The organism is Rhizobium ruizarguesonis (assembly GCF_012349115.1).
GTDB classification, from domain to species: Bacteria; Pseudomonadota; Alphaproteobacteria; order Rhizobiales; family Rhizobiaceae; genus Rhizobium; species Rhizobium ruizarguesonis.
Genome location: NZ_PQIG01000122.1, coordinates 1 through 18,551, shown reverse-complemented (window position 1 = coordinate 18,551; position 18,551 = coordinate 1). Strand labels below are relative to the sequence as shown.

Here is an 18,551-nt window from a genome sequence, read left to right as displayed (position 1 = left end):
GTGTAGCAATCATTCAGAACATCGCGCGCAGAGGACAATCGGCAGGATGGCAGAGGAGAAACTCGCCCCCAACCAAGCGGCTGCGAGCCACCCTCCCCGAATCCCGTCTTCGCGTTTCAGCGCGTCGTATAACCGCCGTCGATAACCAGCACTTCGCCGGTGACATAACTTGCCGCTGCCGAACAGAGGAACAAGGCGGCACCCGCCACCTCCTCCGGCTGCCCGACGCGTCCCATCGGGGTCATGCTGCGCCAGGTCGGGAACCAGTCGGGATTGTCGATGCCGCCGCGCGACAGATCGGTCTCGATATAGCCGGGGGCGATGGCGTTGACGCGGATGTTTTCAGCGGCAACCTCGCTGGCGAGGCTCTTCGTCATCATGTGGACCGCCGCCTTGGAGGTGTTGTAGGCGACCTGGTTCTGCGGAATGTTGGACACGATCCCCGACATCGAGCCGATATTGAGGATGACGCCGCCGCCCTGGCGCCGCATGGGTGCGAGTGCGGCGCGGCAGGCGCGGAAGACGGCGTCGACATTGACGGTCATGATCTCGCGCCAGATGGCATCGGAGAACTCGCCGCTGTCGCCATGAATGGCGATACCGGCATTGTTGACGAGGATGTCGAGCCGCCCCGCCCGTGAGAGGCTCTCAGTGACGAGTTCGTCGGCAGCACTTTCCTTCATCAGGTCGGCGGCAACGAAATCGCAATCGACGCCGGCCTTGGAGAGCCGGTCTTCCGCCGCTGCATTGCGGGTTCGGCCCGTGATGATGACTTTGGCGCCCGCCTCGCCGAGCGCCTCGGCGATGGCAAGCCCGATGCCGCGCGTGCCGCCGGTCACCAGTGCCACCTGTCCGTTCAGGCGAAATCTGTCGAAGATCATGGCCGTCTCCTCTTGAGTAGGCGTTCCGCGAGTGTTGAAGGCGATCGCACTTTCGTCAGATGTCGGCGCTTTGCGGCAGAATGACAAGATCGCGGATCGTGATGTTGCGTGGGCGCGTCAGCATGAAGAGGACCGCTTCTGCCACTTCGTTCGCCTCCATCAGGCCGCCCGCGGCGAGCGCCTCATCCAGCTTCTCCTGCGGCCAGTCGCTGAGAAGGGCGGTGACCACGGGGCCTGGAGCGACGGCGCCGACGCGCAAGCCATGCTTGGCCACCTGCCGCCTCAGCGTATGGACGAATGCCTGGACCGCATGTTTCGAGGCGGTGTAGATCGGCTCCCAGACGACCGGGATCATGCCGGCAACGGAACTCGTCAGGATGATATCGCCGGTCTTGCGCTCGACCATATGCGGCAGAACGGCATGCACCGAGCGGAAGGCGGCATTGATGTTCAGATTGAGCATCCGGTCCCAGGCATCAGGATCTCCGCCCAGCACTTCGCCGCCGATATAAGAGCCGGCATTGGCATGGAAGATATCGAGCTGGCCGGCTTTTTCCAGAATCTCAGGCATCATCCGTGCGACGCTTTTCGGATCCGTGAGATCAATGACCAAGGGAATGGCGTTTGCGTCGAGTTTCGAGCAGATTTCCTTCAAGGCGTCTTCATTTCGGTCGACCAGCACGACCCGAGCGCCCGCGACAAGCAAAGCCTTGGCGCATTCAAGGCCGATACCCGACGCCGCTCCGGTGACGGCCGCGACTTTTCCAGACAGATCCTGTCCCATTTTCTTCCTCTGGTTTTCTGGTTGGTTTAGGCTCGGCCGTGGGAGATCCGCGATCGGCGTGCCAGCGAGTCGACGATGACGGCGACGGCAAGGACGGCGCCGGTGATCATGTATCGAAGCGACGATGACAGATCGAGAAGCGTCAGCCCGCTGGCAATCGACTGAATGACGATGATGCCGAGAAGGGCTGAATAGGCACTACCTCGCCCGCCGAACAGGCTCGTGCCGCCGATGACCGCCGCGGCGATGGCGTTGAGATTGACGTCGCCGGTGCCGGCCTGCTGACTTGCCGTTGCCAGCCGGGCGGCAGAGAGAACGCCGCCGGTTGCCGCAAGCAGAGCGCACATGACGAAGGCGCTCGTATAGATGCGCGAGACGTTGATGCCCGAGCGGCGCGCTGCTTCCCTGTTGCCGCCGACGGCATGCATCGAGCGCCCCCATTTGGTGCGCGTCAGCGCATAATTCATGGCGGCGGTGAGCCCGACGAAAAGGCCGAACATCCACGGAATGCCGCGCGACTGGTTGAGATAGAATGCGACAGCTTCCAGGGCGAGTGTGATGATGACGGCGCGCAGAAGCAGCCCGCGGGCCGATTTCGCCGACAGTCCGGCCGCCCGCCGGCGCGCCGACGTACGGTAGCTGGCGACGAAGTAGGCAATGCCGGCAAGTGCCACCAGCAGATAGGCGATCGGGTCCGGCATGACCATGATCTGGCCGAAACTCACCAGCCAGGAACCATAGGGAAGATTGATCGAACCGGTCGCTCCGAGGATATAGAGCTGCAGGCCGAGAACCGCGAGCAGCCCGGACAGCGTGGACACGAAACTCGGCATGCCGAAGCGGTTGAAGACAAACGCGTAGAGCGAGCCGATCAGGGCGCCGACAGTCATGGCGGCGAGGACTGCCAGGACCACTGGCCAACCCTGATTGACCCAGAAGACGCCGACCAACGCCGAGGCAAAGCCGCTGACGGAGCCGACGGAAAGGTCGATCTCACCCACCATCAGGATGCAGACGATACCCAGCGAGATGACGCCGACTGTCGAGCAATCGAACAGCATGTTGACGAGGTTGCTGCTGGAGAGAAACACCGGATTGAGCGCCTGGAACACCGTCCAGATGATCGCCAGGCCGACAATGACCGGCAGTGAACCGAGATCGCCGGAGCGGATGCGATCCCAAAAGGCCTGGATCGAGCCGCCGAAACTGTCGTCATGGTGCACTCTCTCATCACGCCGGTCGAGCAGCGCCGGTGCCGCCGGATCATTCTCGATGGTCTTCATCATGGCCTGCCCTCCTCGTTCTGCTGGCTCTGCGCCTGGCGGCGCGACGCGCGGCGGGAGACGGAATTGTTGGATGCACCGGTGATGGCGCTGACGAGCTGCTCGTTGGATGCGTCAGGCGGCATGGTGCCATTGTTGCGGCCGAGGCGAAGGACGACAATGCGATCGGCAACGGCGCGCACATCCTCCATGTTGTGGCTGATCATGATGACAGCGAGGCCGCGCTCCCGCACGCGCTCGATGAGGTCAAGCACTTCAGCGGTCTGGGCAACACCGAGTGCAGCCGTGGGTTCGTCGAGCATGATCAGTTTCGGCTCGAGCAGAAGCGATCGAGCGATCGCCACTGTTTGGCGCTGTCCGCCGGAAAGCGAGGCGACGGGCTCGCGCACACTTGGAATGCGGGCCGAAAGCTCGTTCAAGAGCTGCCAGGCCCGGATCTCCATGGCCACCTCATCGAGCTGATAGGGGCTGAGCTCCTTGCCGAGAAAGATGTTGGCGACGACGTCGAGATTTTCGCAAAGTGCCAAATCCTGGAACACCGTTGCAATGCCGAGCCCGAGAGCAGCACTTGGGCTCGGCAGGTTCACCGGCCTGCCCTCAAACAGGATCGTGCCCGAGCTTGGCTGGTGCACGCCGGCCAGGATCTTGACCAGCGTCGATTTGCCGGCGCCGTTGTCGCCCACCAGCGCCACGACCTCGCCGGCATGCACGTCGAGTTCGATATCGGTGAGCGCCGACACCGCCCCGAAATTCTTCGATATTCCCCGCAGACTGAGCACAGGCTGACGGGAAGGGTCAGGAATATGAGAGGTTTCAGACATCGCCTGGCCTTTCGAAAAAAGCGAAGATCGGAAGCGCGACCGGTGGCCCGGCCGCGCTTTCCCTTGGCTCGATTACTTCGTGATGCCGAGCTTCTTGCAGCCGTCGGCATAGCGGCCGGTGCACAGCTCCTCGGCGGTGTTGATCTTCTTGTCGATGATCTCGGCCTTGAGGTTTTCGGCAGTGACGACCGCAGGTACAAAGAGCTGTGCGGGCGTGTCGTAGAGCGTCATTTCGGCCTTCGGCGTTTCTCCGGCCAGGAGCTTCACGGCGACGTCGGCAGCGGCAGCCGCGACGATTTCGCTGGGCTTCGAGATCGTATTGTACTGATCCCCTGATATGATCAGCTGCAGCGCGGCGATCGTCGCATCATTGCCGGTCACCGGCGGCACGGGATCGACACCCGCCGCCTTGAAGGCTGCGATGGCGCCGCCACCGGTGCCGTCATTGGCGGCGACCACGCCGACGATCTGTTTACCGAAACGGGTGATCTGGCCGCCGGCCCATTGCTGGGCGTTGGCGGGCTGCCAGTTGGGCGTGTCGAATTCGGCAAGCGTCTTGTATCCACCGCTCGCCAGACCCTCGTGAATACCGTCCTTGATCAGCCCGGCAGCCGCATCAGTCGGCGAACCGTTGATCTGCAGGATGCCGCCGCCATCGGTCGGCACGTTCTCAGCCTTCAGATGCTGGACGAGCGATTCCGCAATTGCCTTGCCGATCGCCTTGTTATCGAAGGAGACGTAGAAATCGGCCTTGCCCTTCGGGATAGGACGGTCATAGGCAATGACCTTGACCCCCTGGCTCTGTGCGAGCTGGACGAGCGATGCGGCCGCCGCCGAATCCACCGGGTCCAGCACGATGACCTTGGCGCCTTGCGTGATGGCCGAATTGAACTGTTGCTGCTGTTTTGCAATATCGGCATCGGCGTTCTGATAGAGAACCTTGCACGACGCGCAAAGCTTCTTCATTTCCGCGACGAAGCCTGGGTGATCGTGCTCCTCGTAGCGGGTTGAGCCCTGGTCGGGCATGAGGAATGCCACTGTCGCATCCGCAACGGCCGTTTGCGCAAAGGCGGAAGTACCACCCAGCAAGGACAGGACAAATACCGCGGCGCCTGCCGCTTTTGTTGAGAATTTCATCATTTCCATCTCCTCCCATTGGTAAAATTTGTGTAGGTTCGTGATTGCACTGTCTGCTGTGGCCGTTCGGCTGAATGAACGGTCGCGCCTGTCCCGGTGGTTTGACGTTTTTGAGGACAAGCATCTCCGATCGCGAGCCGCTCATCGCGTGCCCGCGTTCAAGTCAGTGTCAGTTTTCGTTCCTCCTCCTTGTCCTCCCTGGTCGTTTGGACCGTGCTCGTTCGGCTCCTCTAGGCCGCCTTTGCCACGTTGATATTGTCACCCAACAGCCGCCTGAAACGGGAAGGCGTCATGCCCTTTTCCGCGAGAAACTGTCGGTTGAAGTTGGACAGATTGTTGAAGCCGACCTCGAAGCAGATATCGGTGATCGAGGCGTGGTCATCGCTCATCAGGATCTGACAGGCGAGATTGATGCGCAGGCGTTTCACATACTGTACCAGCGACATGCCGGTATGGCGTCGGAACGCGCGCGAAAAGGCGCCGGTCGATTGGTCAGCAATTGCCGCGAGATCAGCTTCGTCGAAGGATTTCGTCAGGTTCTCTCTGATATAGGCGAGCGCCTTGTTGATGCCGGCCGACATGTAGCCCGATGGATCGGGCAGATAGCTGGGGCTGGCGAGAAGCTGGGAATCCTGCGCCCGGCTGAGCAGGCCGACGATCATCATGAAAAGCTCGATACGACGCACACCGTGTGCCTGCTGCACCTCGTTCATCAGGGGAGCTACCTGCCGGCTGGTATCGGCGCCGAAGAGCACGCCGCGCCGCGAGGCTTCAAGAACCGGATCGAAGGACCCGAGTTCGGCCAGGACCTTCATCGTGCCGCTGATGAAATTCTCGCTGAACTGGATGAGCTGGCATCGAAGTGGAATGCTCGATCCTTTCGGGACATCGCTGATCCAGTTATGGGGAAGATTAGGCCCGGCAAGCACAAGGTTGCCCGGTTCGAATTCGCCGATGAAGTCGCCGACGAAATAGCGTCCCGTTGTCGCCACGACGAGATGAAGTTCGTATTCCGGATGAAAATGCCAGCGAACCGTATGGTAGGGATAGCCATGCGCCTTCGTTGCGAAAGATTCGCCGGGCCGGATCTGAATGACTTCCAAGTCAGGTTCCATTGTCTCCTCCTCCGAGGACGGTTCCAGGCCCGCCAGCCAAATTCCCTTTTTGGCTTTATTGTTGAAGGGGAGTGTAATGGGCTCATGTCACGCCCGCCACCACGATTCCCGGCTAAAACCGATACTTTTTTGACAATTGACGCTGCGCAGCCGGCGTAAAGACGACAGCAATCCGCATGTACATCGCCCAACGGCGTGCCTCAGGCCGCCAAGGCGGCAATCACGTTTCTGACCAGCGCAGAAGAGGACAGCCGGCTCGTGGCGCAGCTCGGAGCACCGATCGCGCCGACGCGCACGGAAACGCCACCACGCGCATTGGCGATCGCAAACATCGACTCGTCAGTCAGATCATCGCCGATGGTAATCGGGCAGCGGTTCTTGAACGGGTCGGACTGGAAGAACCGCTCCAGCGCATCGCCCTTGCTCGACCGGGCCGGACGCAGCTCGAATACCATCTTGCCGAGCTGCAATGCCCAGTTCGGCCCGGCGAGCTCGGCATAATGGTGCATGCGGTCTTCGAGCACCTTTTCATATTCGGGCGCCAGCCGGTAATGGGCGGCAACGGCCGCGCCCTTGTCCTCGATCAAGACGCCAGGATAGTGCTCGGCTTCCGCGGTCAGCGCATGCTTCAGTGCCTGAAACTCAGCTGTCGCCTCGACCGTCTGCATTCCTGCGGCGTTCCTGATTTCGGCGCCGTGAAGGCCTGCCGTCGGAAATTCAAAGGGTTTGAACAGCTCGTCTGCATAAGAAAGTGATCGGCCGGTGACCAGCGCCAAGGCGCCGCCGAGCTTGTTCGACAGGCGATGAAGTTGTCCCGGAAGCGCTTCTGGGACCTCGATCGCATCCGGCGTGGGCGCAAGATTGAGCAGCGTCCCGTCGATATCGAGAAACATCGCCCAGTGGTCGGGCTCTTCCAAGACCAGTGAAAGCATTTCCTGAGTAGCGTCGTCGTCCTGCACGGCATTCTCCAAACTCTGCAATCATTGAAGCTAGGTCGCCGGCCGACGAGGACAAGGTGGCCTTTCAGACTCCGGAACATACGGAGGCTAGTCCGCGTTGTATCACGCCGCCCGTTCGAGCACTCGCGCCGTAGAAGGTACATTGATGGCCAAAAGCAGTTCCGAGCCCCGTGATGAGGTCAATGCCCCGTTGGCGCATGGCGCGTTAAACCTGCCATTGGTGACGATCGACGACTACAACAACGAACTGCGTGACAAGGATGGTTTCGTTGGCGACAACGCCAACAAGAAGACTTTCCAGCAGAAGCTCGACGATTGGAGAAAACGCATCCGCAAGGTCGGAGACGACCCGATCGGCAAGACCGCGACAGCGAAGCTTTCCAAGAAGAAGATCGATGCCTTCCTGAAAGGCGACGATATGGAAGCGGCGGCTTTGGTCATGGGGGCGGTGGAGGACTTCGCCCAGGACTTTGCCGACGTGATCGGAAAGTTCCTGAAGGACAAGCGCTGGGTCAAGACGGAACGCATCGTCGTTGGCGGCGGCTTCCGGCAGAGCCGCTTTGGCGAGCTGGCGATCGCCAGGACCATGGTTATTCTCAAGGCGGTCGGCGTCGACGTCGAAGTCGTGCCGATCGTTCACCACCCCGATGAAGCCGGACTGATCGGCTCGGTCCATCTGATGCCGCGCTGGATGTTCAAAGGCCATGAGGCGATCCTGGCAGTCGATATCGGCGGCACGAATGTTCGCGCTGGCGTCGTTAAATTCGGAAAGGACGACGTGCCGAATTTCGCTGATGCGAGCGTCTGGGATTCAGCCATCTGGCGTCATGCGGACGACGAGCCGAGCCGCACGGCCACCATCGAGAAGTTGGCCGCGATGTTGCGCGATCTGATCGGCAAGGCCGAAAAGGCCAATCTCAAGCCGGCGCCTATCATCGGGATCGCATGCCCCGGCATCATCAAAGCCGATGGCTCCATCGAACGTGGTGGACAGAACCTTCCGGGCGGAAACTGGGAAAGCGACAGTTTCAACCTTCCCGCCGCACTGATGAAGGCCATTCCTGAGATCGGCGAGGACAGCACATTCGTGATGATGCACAACGACGCCGTCGTGCAGGGATTGTCGCAGATCCCTTTTATGAACGACGTGTCGAGATGGGCCGTGCTGACCATAGGCACAGGTTTGGGCAACGCTCGTTTCACCAATCGCGAGGGAACGAAGGCGCGATAGGCTCGACCTTTGACCCATGCAGCGCCCGCTGACGGGGCGCGGGCATCGACCGCCGCACCGCCGCACCGCCGCAGGCTCGGCCGGCGCCGGGAAAGATTATGGTAAACCGCAGGTAAACAAGAAGAAATTCGGCAGACGGAAGCGAACGCGCCAATAGGTTCCGCTAGGAAAGAGTTGTTGGTTGCGGAAGACAGGCAGGATCTGGGGTTATCGCACCAGTGGCAAGGTCTGCGACACCAATGCAAAATCCAACCAGCGCTGTTGAGCATAACCGCCGAGACCTGATTCGCCTAGAACACTCTCTTCGCCGGGCATGACGCGGGAGCGGAGAACTGGGCAACCATCGCCTCGCTCATCGAGATGTACAAGCCCAATGCCGCGATCCGCAGGCCTACCTGACCAACACGCTCGCCGCTATCGTCGATGGTCATAGGCAGAGCCAGATCAACTAACTCCTGCCGCGGAATTATCGGGTGTGACATGGCAAGTCACGCCAATGATCGAGGGCGCTCTAAGCGATCATCCGATACCTTACGGAAATTGTGGCCCCTTCAAGTGGAGTTCGCTAGCCTCCATCGCGATGATAACAAAACTGAGACCGAGCGGAAAAGCTGTCAGTGCCAGCCGAACGCGAACACGCTTTGGGAATTCGTGGATAGACTTATAGCGGAGCATATAGGGAGCCATCAGGGCTACCATAATTGCGATGATGCCCACTAGCAGATAGAAAAAAGGTCTTCAAATTGAGGTTTGGCATCTGCCGCACCATTCTCGTTCACGATCTTCTACCAGCCTCGTTGCTGTAGAGAAATGGGCCGTCGATATACGTTTGAAGGAGGGAATATGCTGACCCCTGATCTCCATGCAATCCTTGGCGAACTCAGCGCTCGCGAACCGCTTTTCCATCATCGCGAGCTTGGCACCAGCCGCGGAGACCTTCTCAAAATGACGGCCGATGATTTTTGGGAGATCGGCGCAAGCGGCAAAGCCTACGACCGCGAATTCGTCATAGAGAACCTTTTGGAGTTTTACAAAAAGCCGGAACCTGAAGGCTGGTCATGCTCCGAATTCTCGATCCGCCAGCTTGCTGAAGGCCTCTACCAACTCAACTACATTTTGCAACAGCCGGATCGCCGAACTCGCAGAACGACACTCTGGCGGAAAAACGAAGACGCGTGGCGAATTATCTTCCACCAGGGTACCATCATAACCTGAATAGCCCAAAACCTTCGAGGTTTGACCATAGTGCCGGTTACGGTCATGACGCACCGAGGATGTCGATAACCCTGCTCGCCCTCAACTGCCGGCATGGGGTTGGACGGGTGTCATGGCCTGGCCAAATCGGACCTCTGGGCAAATGAAACCCTACCCCTCCCATGCCATCTGCCCCGACATTCAGCCGACTTAGATCGGCGAGAAAATTCAGGTTAGACGTCCCCTCCCCCGATAGCGCGCAGCAGCTTCGCCTTTAGTAAGGCCCGCCGCCGGCATTTCGGAATTCTGGCGATGACGCATGATCCGAGACAGCGCCGGTTCGCCGGTGTCTGCGCAGATGCGGCCTTTCGTGTGTCGGGCTCGTCTCTGCGGGCCCCTCTTTGATCTCTGCGCACAGAAGTGATCCGGGGCTCTAGCGTCGCTGCCGCATTTTGGGGCGGCGCTTGGAAGATAGAGGCCCTCCCCTCCCCTCCACTTCCTGCTTCGCGTCGGAAAAGATGGTGATAACACCGCTGGCCTGTTCTCGGCGGGTTCAAATTGCGCTTATCTCTGCGCTTTACGCAATCCATGCGCAGACGAAAGATGGATCATGAACTTCAAGGGAATAAGCGCTCCGCTCAATGCTGGTCGTCTCGAACAAATGCTCGGCCTCGCCCCGTCGCGCCGCGATTCTGAAACTCAGGATGGAAGTGACAAGGCTTCTGGCAATGAACCCGTCCGTGGGCTGGAAAACGAAAACTTGTACCGATCGCCCGCTTATAAATGATCAGCGGGCAACGACGCTGAGTCGCGTCGAAAATGTGCCTCGATACTTTAGGACTGGCTTTATGGATTCGGACACGACCGCCATTGTCAGCTGACAATTGAGCTAAGATTCCGGAATTCCACATGATTTTTTCGTCGAATCCGGTTTGTTAACCACTGGATAACCAAGAATTCGCTTGACGGAATCGGCAGACTCACGATCATTTGCGCAAAATGACCCGATTTATCAGGATTTGCGTGAATGCCGACCAAGGCCGCGATTGTTGAGAAAGCCAAGAGAGCGACGCGAGTCTCGATCGACGAGACGATCGCACAGGACTCGACGATGCTCAGCAGCCAATTGCAGGTGCTGTTCGAGCGGTTGTTTTCGCCCGACGCCCGCAAATCGCTAAGGCGGTTCAGCAGCACCGAGACTGCCAAGCTGCTCGGCGTGACCGACAGCTATGTTCGCCACCTCGCCGCCCAGGTGGAAAGCATCAATCCGGAAAAGACTGCCGCCGGTCGACGAGTGTTCTCGCTTGAGGAAATCCATGCAATGCGCCACCATCTCGGGCGCACCAAACCCTCCTATCTGCCGATGCGCCGACCGGGCGACCATCTCCAGGTCATCGCCGTCACCAATTTCAAAGGTGGCTCCGGCAAAACGACGACATCAATCCACCTGGCGCAGTTCCTGGCCCTTCGCGGCTACCGCGTGCTCGCCGTCGATCTCGATCCGCAGGCATCGATGTCGGCGATGCTCGGATATCAGCCCGAATTCGACGTCGGCGAAAATGAGACGCTTTACGGTGCCATCAAATATGACGAAACGCGCCGCGACGTAGCCGACATCGTTCGCCAGACCTATTTTCCGGGGCTCGATCTCATTCCCGGCAATCTCGAACTGCACGAGTTCGAACACGATACCCCAAAGGCGCTCGCCGACACCAACCGCGACGACAAGGACATGTTCTTCATGCGGGTCGGCAATGCGCTGCATTCGCTGGAGCAGAGCTACGATGTCGTCATCATCGATTGCCCGCCGACGCTCGGCTTTCTGACGCTGTCTGCTCTCTGCGCTGCCACCTCGGTTCTCATCACCGTCCATCCGCAGATGCTCGACGTGGCGTCGATGAACCAGTTCCTGACGATGACCTCCGACCTTCTGGCTGTGGTCAAGCAGGCAGGCGGCAATCTCGATTATGATTGGATGCGCTATCTGATCACCCGTTATGAGTCCAATGATGGACCGCAGGCGCAGATCGTCGCCTTCCTGCGCAGTCTGTTCGGCGAGCGCGTGCTGACATCGATGATGGTCAAGTCGACAGCGGTCTCGGATGCGGGCCTGTCGAAGCAGACAATTTACGAGGCTGGGCGCGAGACGATGCATCGCCAGACCTATGACCGCGGCGTTGAATCCGTCGACAGCGTCAATGCCGAGGTCGAGCAACTCATTCGCAGCGCATGGAGCAGGACATGAGCCCAAAAGGACGCGACATCCTGAAGAGCATGGTCGGCGCCGTCGAGCCGACTCGACCGGAGGTGCCAAGCGTGCAACAGCCGCATCGGCCATCGGGAGCTGTCAAGGCGATGAACCTGTCGCTTGGACGGCTGGGAGAGGAAGCAGCCGCCGCCAAGGCGCTACGCGAATCGCTGGCCTCCGGCGACAAGGTGCTGGAGATCGATCCGGCTGCCGTCGAAATGTCCTTCATCCGCGACCGCATCCCGGTCGACAAGGATGCCGAGTTCGAGCGATTGAAGCAGTCCATCCAGGAAAGCGGACAGCAGGTTCCAATTCTGGTGCGGCCGGACCCGGCAAGGGCCGGGCACTACCAGGCCGCCTATGGCCACAGGCGCCTGCGGGCGGCCGCAGAGATCGGGGTTCCTGTTAAGGCCGTTGTACGAAAGCTCACAGATGAAGAGCTGATCCTTGCACAGGGTCAGGAGAACGGCCCCCGTGTCGACTTGAGTTTTATCGAGCGGGCCCTGTTTGCACGCCGCATGGACGAGCATGGCTTCAGCCGTGACATGATTGCCAAGGCGCTGGCGACAGACAAGCCGGAAACGTCAAGGCTCCTGCAGGTGGCTCAGACGATCGATCCCGAGATCATTCTCGCCATCGGGCCGGCCCCCAAGGTCGGACGCCCGCGCTGGTTGGCGTTTGCCGAGAAATTCAGGGAGACGGGCGGGCAGAAAAAGGCGCAGGCTGCCATCAGAGCTGCTGGTTTCGTGACGTTGGATACCAACAGCCGCTTCGATGTCATCTGGAAGGCGGTAGAGGAGAAGAGTGCACCTCAGCGGGCCGAGCAGACGCTCCGGACCCAGGGCGGCGCGCCGCTTGCTTTGGTGGCCCGCTCCGGCAAAACCTTTCGCATCACCGTCAAATCGGCGGCGTTTTCGGAGTTCCTGGCTCAGCGGTTGATAGGCCTCGCCGCCGAGTTTGAAGAGGAAAATGAAGGAAAATGAGGCAATTAGACCGGTTGTCAGCTGACAATTCGGATAGGAGTTAACGCGCAAAAGAAAAAAGCCCCCGAACGTCACCGTCACGGAAGCTTTCCTCGTAGTCCTGAACACCTCCGAGAATCGCACTTCCGAGAATCGCTGTCAAGAGTTTTTGGCGCCGTTTTGGTGAGCGGATTTCTTTTGCCTCGTTGAGGTGGAAGGTATGGAAACCGGAAGTGTAACGACGCCCTTCGGGCGGCGGTCGATGACGCTTGGCATGCTCGCAAGCCAGGTCATGGCCGGGGAGATCAAACCGGATCAGTCGGTCGATAAGTGGAAATTGTTTCGCGCGCTGTGCGAAGCAAAGCCGCTGCTCGGCATTGGCGATCGGGCGCTTGCCGTGCTCAACGCTCTTTTGAGCTTTTATCCGAAGAACGAACTGGCGCAGGGAAACGGTCTGATCGTCTTCCCGTCGAATATCCAGCTTTCGCTCAGAACGCATGGCATGGCCGAACAAACGGTGCGGCGTCACCTCGCCGCGCTCGTCGATGCAGGTCTTCTGCTGCGCAAGGACAGCCCCAACGGCAAGCGTTACGTCCGCAGGGACAGGGCAGGGGAGGTCGACGAGGCGTTCGGCTTCTCGCTGGCGCCATTGCTTGCCCGTGCCGACGAGATCGAACAGCTCGCGGCCTCGGTGATGGCTGAGCGGCTGCATGTCCAGCGTCTGCGTGAACGCATCACTCTTTGCCGCCGTGACATTGCAAAACTGATCGAGGCGGCCGTTGAAGAAGACATCCCTGGGGATTGGCAAGGTCTCTACAGCGAATTTAGGGACCTGATCGAAGGCCTGCCGCGATCGCCGACGACAGCACAGTTTGAACTGTTGCTGGATGAATTGACGGGCCTGCGGACAAATATTCTTAACCAGCTGGAAATTCAGGTTAAATCAACAAAACAGCGCGGCAATGCCGATTATATCGAGCGTCACATACAGAATTCAAACCCCGAATCTACTTCTGAACTTGAACCAAGCTTCGAAACGAAGCAGGGCGCGATCGCTGAGCCAGACAACGACCGAGGGTCCGTGACGGCAGCGAAGGGAAGGGGTGAGACAGGCCACCCCTTCGAGCAGAAGGAGGAAGAGCAAAGTCGACGGCCGGGGGTCCGCAATGATGGTGGCGGACTGAAATCCTTCCCACTCGGCCTGGTTCTGCAAGCCTGCCCGGAAATCCTTGCCTATGGGCCAGATGGCGCGATCCGCAACTGGCGCGATCTGATGGCCGCAGCCGTCATCGTTCGATCGATGCTGGGCGTCAGTCCATCGGCCTACGAAGAGGCCGCCAATGTGATGGGTCCGGAAAACGCCGCGACCGTGATGGCATGCATCCTGGAGCGAGGCGGCCACATTAATTCGGCCGGGGGCTATCTTCGTGGCCTGACGCGGCGAAGCGAAAAGGGCGAATTCGCGATCGGCCCGATGCTGATGGCGCTTCTGCGGGCAAATGCGCCAGCCGGGCGGAAAGTTGGATAGGCCTTGGGCTCCGGGCGGGCGGCGCCGGTAGCTAAGCTCGGGCAAAAGTCTGCAGGCTGCTACCAAAAGCTCTGGCGCGAAAGCCTTCGAAAGGAGTCTTTGGTTTTGCGGATCGTATGGTTGCGAGGTTTCGTTTTCGCAGGTAGCTACCGCCGCAAAGTGGTGCAAGCTTCAGAACAGGCGTGCAGCGGGCCCCTTTCGCCGATCGGCATTATTACAATAGCTGGACGCTGTTGAACTGAGCGGTGGCGGGATTGCTCCATCGCCTCAAGAAGAGGGATTCTCCGGTTAGCAGCCTCGGTCAGATAGCCTGACCGTAGTCCATGCGCTGAAAACTCTCCCGGCTCAAGCCCCGCCATCGCCACCCGCTGTTTGACAATGTCGTTGACCGTCTTCGGATCAAGCGCCCGGCTGCTGACATTGCCCCAGCGATCGATCCCACGAAACCCACTGCTGCTCTCAATCTTGGCTGCCGATATCCAGGCGTGCAGCGCCTCCACGGGTGGTCGGCCCGTGAGATAGACGACCTCGTCATGGCTGGTGCTGGAATTCTTGGGGCGGCAGAGATGGATCGACAGGGAGGGGAGGGGATGTCGCCCTCACGCGTGACTGGCGGCTTGATCGTCAACTGCTCGCTGCGCAAACTGGCCACTTCGCTGCGCCGGCGGCCGCCCGAGGCGAAGGCGACCATCAGGATCCCCGGTCACGCAGGCTGTCACTGGTGCATGTCGCCAGCAGTTTCGCCAGCGGTGGCACTGTCATGGCACGGCGCGCACGGCGAGGCGGATGGCGGACTTCAGGGCAGGGGGAGGTGAACACGTCATCGAGTCCGCGCCACAAGGACGTTGTTGGTCTTGTCCTCGATCAGCGACCGGGCCATGCCGGACAACCGGTCGCTGCCGATTGTCCACCACTAGACGGCGTGGCTGTGGAGCAAAACCTTCATGCCTTGGGCTCGCGGTCGGCTGGGCCGCGCCGCCAGACGGCGACATCGTCATTCCAGTCGCCGGCGTCGATTGCCGCCTGTTCTGGATCGACCTCGTCGAACAGATCGTCCGGCAGGCCGCGCTGGCGCAGCAGGCCGTATGGGCGTTTTCCGTCATCGGCCGGGCCGATGCGGGCATAGATCTCGTTGCCGCTCATGAATGATGATTCTTCGCCCTGGTTGGCAAATTCGAGCGCCGTTGCGAAAGTCTTGCGCGCGTCGCTGATCTTATAGATCGTCTGGACCATCGAGACCTCCGGAATTTTCTGGCGTAAAGCACGATACCATCGCCAAAGCGGCCGTCCAACAGCTGTGTAACGCATGACTTCCGATAAGGGGTACTTATCGATGGTTAGAGCACCGACTTGCAGTCATACGATGTGAAGAACCCTAATAATCATATAGAGTTCGCGTAACAAATCATTTACCATAATTTCAATGGCTTACGATCTCGCGAAAATCAGCATGAGTGCCCTGATGCGGCCGGCTTTCGACGCCGGTGTCGCTCTCACGCGTCTCGACGAACGCACTGCCCGTTCGCCGGTCGGCCAAGGATCGATCGAGCGATCCCATTTCGCCGACGCCTGCGCTTCACTGTGGATCGACGGCGAACTCGTCCATCTGGAAGACCTCGTCCTTCACGACGCCACCCGCGACATCCGCACGCCGACCCACGAACTCACCGTCGCCCGCGATGTCTTGCGCACCCGCCGGCGCATCGCCGCACAGTTACCGGGTTGGGCGCTCTCCGCTGACAGCATCGGCATGCTGAGGAAAACCTCAGAGATTGGGTCGGTCGGCGGTGACGAGGCGACGACAGCTGGAGTTATTCGACCCCCAGCCGCGATCGGTCGGGGAGGGGAGGGGGAAGGTGTCGACGACATCGAAAATCTGCCCGGCATTGACTATGCCGCCATCGATGCGGTCCTTGCTCGCTCGGACGCCGCAATCGCGCAGGCCAGGAAGCCCGGCCGGGCTCCGGCCGATCCGCTGGTCTATGATCTCGACTGGGACGAGGACGAGCGGCTGGAGGAATGGCGCGGCGTGTTGCGGCAGGCCGAAAACTTGCCGGCGATGCTGCAGGCCATCGTCGCCCTCGATGCCTGGAACCAGCTTGCCGTCCTCCAGCACGCGCCGTGGCTTGGCCGGCTGTTCTCCGCAGCGATCCTGCGCCAGGCCGGCGTCACGTCAGGTGCGCATCTTGCCGCCATCAATCTCGGCCTGAAAACCATTGCCGTCGATCGGCGCAGGAACCGCAATCGCGAAACCCGGTTGCTCGCCATCGCCCATGGGTTCTTGGCGGCCGCCGAGATCGGGCTCAAAGAACATGACCGGCTGGCGCTGGCTCGAAGAATGATGGAGCGAAAGCTCGATGGGCGACGGACGTCTTCGAAACTGCCAGAACTGGTCGAGCTGGTGATGGCGAAGCCCCTGGTGTCGGCCAAGATGGTGGCGAAAACGCTCGAGGTGACGCCGCAGGCGGCGCGGCGGATTGTTTTGGAGCTCGGCCTCAGGGAGATGACGGGGAGGGGGAGGTTTCGGGCATGGGGGGTGACCTAGTTTTCTCGCTTGAGTCTAGGATGTTATGGCTCGCTCGCTTGAAGTTCTCCAGGTTCCGAAACAAGTAGCCCAAGGAAGTCAGTAAGGGAAGATTGTTCATGTCAACGATAGAATATCACTACGAGACCATGGGGCGGATACTATCCCATTTGGTCAACGCCGGCCTGTCGCGCGTGGACTTCGAACCCTCCGATGCTATGGACATCATGACCCATCGCATCGGTGACGAAGAAGACGTCGTCAACGCCTTCGCGGATGTGTTGCATTGGATGAAGGATGAGGGCCTCATTCGGGTTAGGAGCGTTCAAGAGTTCGATGGCGGCTACGCATTCAATGGGGTTCAACTATCGTCGAAAGGAATCGCCGCCATCCAGGCTAAGCCTACCGACCCTGAACTCGGTGAGAGTATCGAGAAAAAGGTCGGCGAAAAGGGTGAACTGGACATCTCGGTTTACACCAAGATCGGCTCGTTTGTCGGCGGTTTGATCGGCGGGGCAACGCAGGCGCTTTCAGGCTGATCAGCCACTCTGTTCAGCCTTTGCGACCAGACTGTGGAGCTTGGCTCGATCCTCGCCATCAAGAACGACCGCGTGCACCACGTATTCCGACCGTACCTCGCGGGTCCCGCCCGCACGGAAATTGGCAGCAAGCACCGGAATGCAGGATCGAATCTGCGCAACGGCCAGCCTGTCTTCGTATGTAAACCAGGTGCGTGGTCGGTGTTCTCCGACAGCATGAAACGGGCTATCGCGATTGCGTCTGCGGTCGTATCCCACCCCATGATCTGCCCGTCCATCTCTGCGTAGGCATCCTCCTCCAGCGCCACCGACGAGCCGCATATTCAATCGCGACGCGTAGCAGGCCCAGCGTTTTGAGATCAAAGACAGCGTCTTCGACCGATGATGGGCTGTCCTCGGGGAAGAACGCGCGGGATGGCTGACGTCTGCGCCTGAAGAGCAAGGCAGGGATTCTGCCGCACTCGCCAAGCTCGTCGGCGAGATGAACTACCTGGAAAGGGATAATCTGGCACTTTTCGGTAAACTGTGTTCTAGCGAGAATTGACCTCCGCCTTTGGTTGAAGGCGCAATTCTCACCTGCTATCTATGGTTTGCGAAAGCGTTTTCGAGGTGAAGTTTTCTATGCAGCCGACTACACTCCCTAAAACGAGTCATGGTCCAAGCTTTCTGCGATGGGCAGGAAGTAAGCGGAAGGCACTTAAGCAACTGTCCGCTGCGTATAGCGCCGATAACTTACTTTATGTGGAGCCATTCGCTGGATCAGCGGCGCTTTTCTTCGAAAGAAGTCCAAAAAGCGCCCTGCTCGGAGATCTTAACGGACATCTGATCAACACGATGCGTTACGTGCGCGATAGGCCCACAGAGCTTTATGCTATGGTGATCGCGCTGAGCCGTTCTCCCGATGAGTATTACTGCAAACGAGAGCAGTTCAACTCTCTAAACCCACATGGGTTGGAGGCAGCCGTCCTCTTTGTGTACTTGAACCGCAACTGCTTTAACGGACTTTGGCGTACCAATAGTAGCGGTAAATTTAATGTCCCATATGGCGGTCTTGAAATGGGAAATACGCCGCCGCTTGAATTGTTCCTCAAATGCTCTGCGGCGCTACAAAATGCTAAGCTCCGCCATCAAGACTTCAGACGGACCGTGGCACAAGCTGGTGACGGATGCTTCGTCTACGCGGACCCCCCTTACTTTACGGCTCACGAACGTACTTTCGTCGAGTATGGGCGGCGGTCTTTTGGGAAAAAAGATCTTCAGGACCTGATTGACGGGCTCCAAGCTGCGGAGTGTTGGTTTCCGCGCGGAACTGAGCCGGTTTTTCCACCGAGAATTGAGCCACCTC

At 59.6% G+C, this 18,551-nt stretch carries 17 protein-coding genes and 3 pseudogenes; 10 read left to right on the top strand and 10 right to left on the bottom strand.

Translation table 11 applies throughout. From position 1 onward, the window contains the following. Positions 1-116 precede the first annotated feature (116 nt). The 7 genes from C3Y91_RS32630 to otsB all read right to left on the bottom strand — a co-directional run bounded on the left by C3Y91_RS32630 (position 117) and on the right by otsB (position 7,001). Positions 117-881 carry an SDR family NAD(P)-dependent oxidoreductase gene (locus C3Y91_RS32630; RefSeq protein ID WP_130698809.1) on the bottom strand — a complete coding sequence of 255 codons (765 nt, stop codon included), beginning with the start codon at positions 879-881 and terminating at the stop codon, positions 117-119. A gap of 55 nt (positions 882-936) precedes the next feature. Continuing rightward, positions 937-1,665: an SDR family oxidoreductase gene (locus C3Y91_RS32625; RefSeq protein WP_018070620.1), complete on the bottom strand. Its 729-nt coding sequence runs from the start codon at positions 1,663-1,665 to the stop codon at positions 937-939. A 26-nt stretch (positions 1,666-1,691) separates the two neighbouring features. Beyond that, entirely contained in the window at positions 1,692-2,951 is a 1,260-nt protein-coding gene (locus tag C3Y91_RS32620) for a sugar ABC transporter permease (RefSeq protein WP_168576277.1), read from the bottom strand. Next, positions 2,948-3,769: an ATP-binding cassette domain-containing protein gene (locus C3Y91_RS32615; RefSeq protein WP_018070618.1), complete on the bottom strand. Its 822-nt coding sequence runs from the start codon at positions 3,767-3,769 to the stop codon at positions 2,948-2,950. The genes C3Y91_RS32620 and C3Y91_RS32615 overlap by 4 nt, the downstream gene beginning before the upstream one ends. Before the next feature lie 72 nt (positions 3,770-3,841). Beyond that, positions 3,842-4,915, bottom strand: a complete 1,074-nt coding sequence (locus C3Y91_RS32610; RefSeq protein WP_018070617.1) for an ABC transporter substrate-binding protein — start codon at positions 4,913-4,915, stop codon at positions 3,842-3,844. Positions 4,916-5,136: 221 nt separating this feature from the next. After that, the gene (locus C3Y91_RS32605) at positions 5,137-6,021 is read right to left on the bottom strand and encodes a helix-turn-helix domain-containing protein (RefSeq protein ID WP_018070616.1); all 885 of its coding nucleotides are present in this window, start codon (positions 6,019-6,021) and stop codon (positions 5,137-5,139) included. A gap of 200 nt (positions 6,022-6,221) precedes the next feature. After that, complete coding sequence (gene otsB, locus C3Y91_RS32600; RefSeq protein ID WP_018070615.1) at positions 6,222-7,001, bottom strand: trehalose-phosphatase; 780 nt, start codon at positions 6,999-7,001, stop codon at positions 6,222-6,224. A gap of 124 nt (positions 7,002-7,125) precedes the next feature. Between otsB and C3Y91_RS32595 the strand changes: the two genes are divergently transcribed. The 7 genes and pseudogenes from C3Y91_RS32595 (at position 7,126) to repC (ending at position 14,143) form a co-directional block, all read left to right on the top strand. Next, entirely contained in the window at positions 7,126-8,211 is a 1,086-nt protein-coding gene (locus C3Y91_RS32595) for an ROK family protein (protein ID WP_027688603.1), read from the top strand. 294 nt (positions 8,212-8,505) lie between these two features. Then, a pseudogene (locus tag C3Y91_RS38280) lies at positions 8,506-8,663 on the top strand (IS66 family transposase); the annotation flags it as partial. Between the two features lie 391 nt (positions 8,664-9,054). Beyond that, on the top strand, positions 9,055-9,426 hold the full coding sequence (locus C3Y91_RS32585) for a nuclear transport factor 2 family protein (protein ID WP_130662871.1): 372 nt from the start codon (positions 9,055-9,057) through the stop codon (positions 9,424-9,426). A gap of 589 nt (positions 9,427-10,015) precedes the next feature. Next, a complete protein-coding gene (locus C3Y91_RS32580; protein ID WP_165406694.1) occupies positions 10,016-10,192 on the top strand; it encodes a hypothetical protein in 177 nt (58 codons plus the stop codon). 240 nt (positions 10,193-10,432) lie between these two features. Further along, positions 10,433-11,650 carry a plasmid partitioning protein RepA gene (repA, locus tag C3Y91_RS32575; protein ID WP_018071682.1) on the top strand — a complete coding sequence of 406 codons (1,218 nt, stop codon included), beginning with the start codon at positions 10,433-10,435 and terminating at the stop codon, positions 11,648-11,650. Continuing rightward, positions 11,647-12,636: a plasmid partitioning protein RepB gene (gene repB, locus C3Y91_RS32570; RefSeq protein WP_168576276.1), complete on the top strand. Its 990-nt coding sequence runs from the start codon at positions 11,647-11,649 to the stop codon at positions 12,634-12,636. The genes repA and repB overlap by 4 nt, the downstream gene beginning before the upstream one ends. 199 nt (positions 12,637-12,835) lie before the next feature. After that, positions 12,836-14,143 carry a plasmid replication protein RepC gene (gene repC, locus C3Y91_RS32565; RefSeq protein WP_168576275.1) on the top strand — a complete coding sequence of 436 codons (1,308 nt, stop codon included), beginning with the start codon at positions 12,836-12,838 and terminating at the stop codon, positions 14,141-14,143. Positions 14,144-14,314: 171 nt separating this feature from the next. Here repC and C3Y91_RS32560 read toward each other — a convergent pair. The 3 genes and pseudogenes from C3Y91_RS32560 to C3Y91_RS32550 all read right to left on the bottom strand — a co-directional run. Next, a pseudogene (locus C3Y91_RS32560) lies at positions 14,315-14,992 on the bottom strand (tyrosine-type recombinase/integrase); the annotation flags it as partial. Next, positions 14,976-15,089 (bottom strand): annotated as a pseudogene (locus C3Y91_RS32555) (type II toxin-antitoxin system VapC family toxin); the annotation flags it as partial. The pseudogenes C3Y91_RS32555 and C3Y91_RS32560, both read right to left, overlap by 17 nt. Next, positions 15,086-15,376: a prevent-host-death protein gene (locus C3Y91_RS32550; RefSeq protein WP_168576274.1), complete on the bottom strand. Its 291-nt coding sequence runs from the start codon at positions 15,374-15,376 to the stop codon at positions 15,086-15,088. The gene C3Y91_RS32550 and the pseudogene C3Y91_RS32555, both read right to left, overlap by 4 nt. Before the next feature lie 181 nt (positions 15,377-15,557). On the opposite strand from C3Y91_RS32550, the gene C3Y91_RS32545 reads away from it, so the two are divergent. The 3 genes from C3Y91_RS32545 to C3Y91_RS32535 form a co-directional block, all read left to right on the top strand. Continuing rightward, on the top strand, positions 15,558-16,688 hold the full coding sequence (locus tag C3Y91_RS32545) for an RHE_PE00001 family protein (protein WP_168576318.1): 1,131 nt from the start codon (positions 15,558-15,560) through the stop codon (positions 16,686-16,688). 98 nt (positions 16,689-16,786) lie between these two features. Beyond that, the gene (locus C3Y91_RS32540; protein ID WP_130815751.1) at positions 16,787-17,206 is read left to right on the top strand and encodes a hypothetical protein; all 420 of its coding nucleotides are present in this window, start codon (positions 16,787-16,789) and stop codon (positions 17,204-17,206) included. A gap of 621 nt (positions 17,207-17,827) precedes the next feature. Then, positions 17,828-18,551, top strand: a 724-nt coding sequence (locus C3Y91_RS32535; RefSeq protein ID WP_168576273.1) for a DNA adenine methylase, incomplete at its 3' end; no start/stop codon positions are given.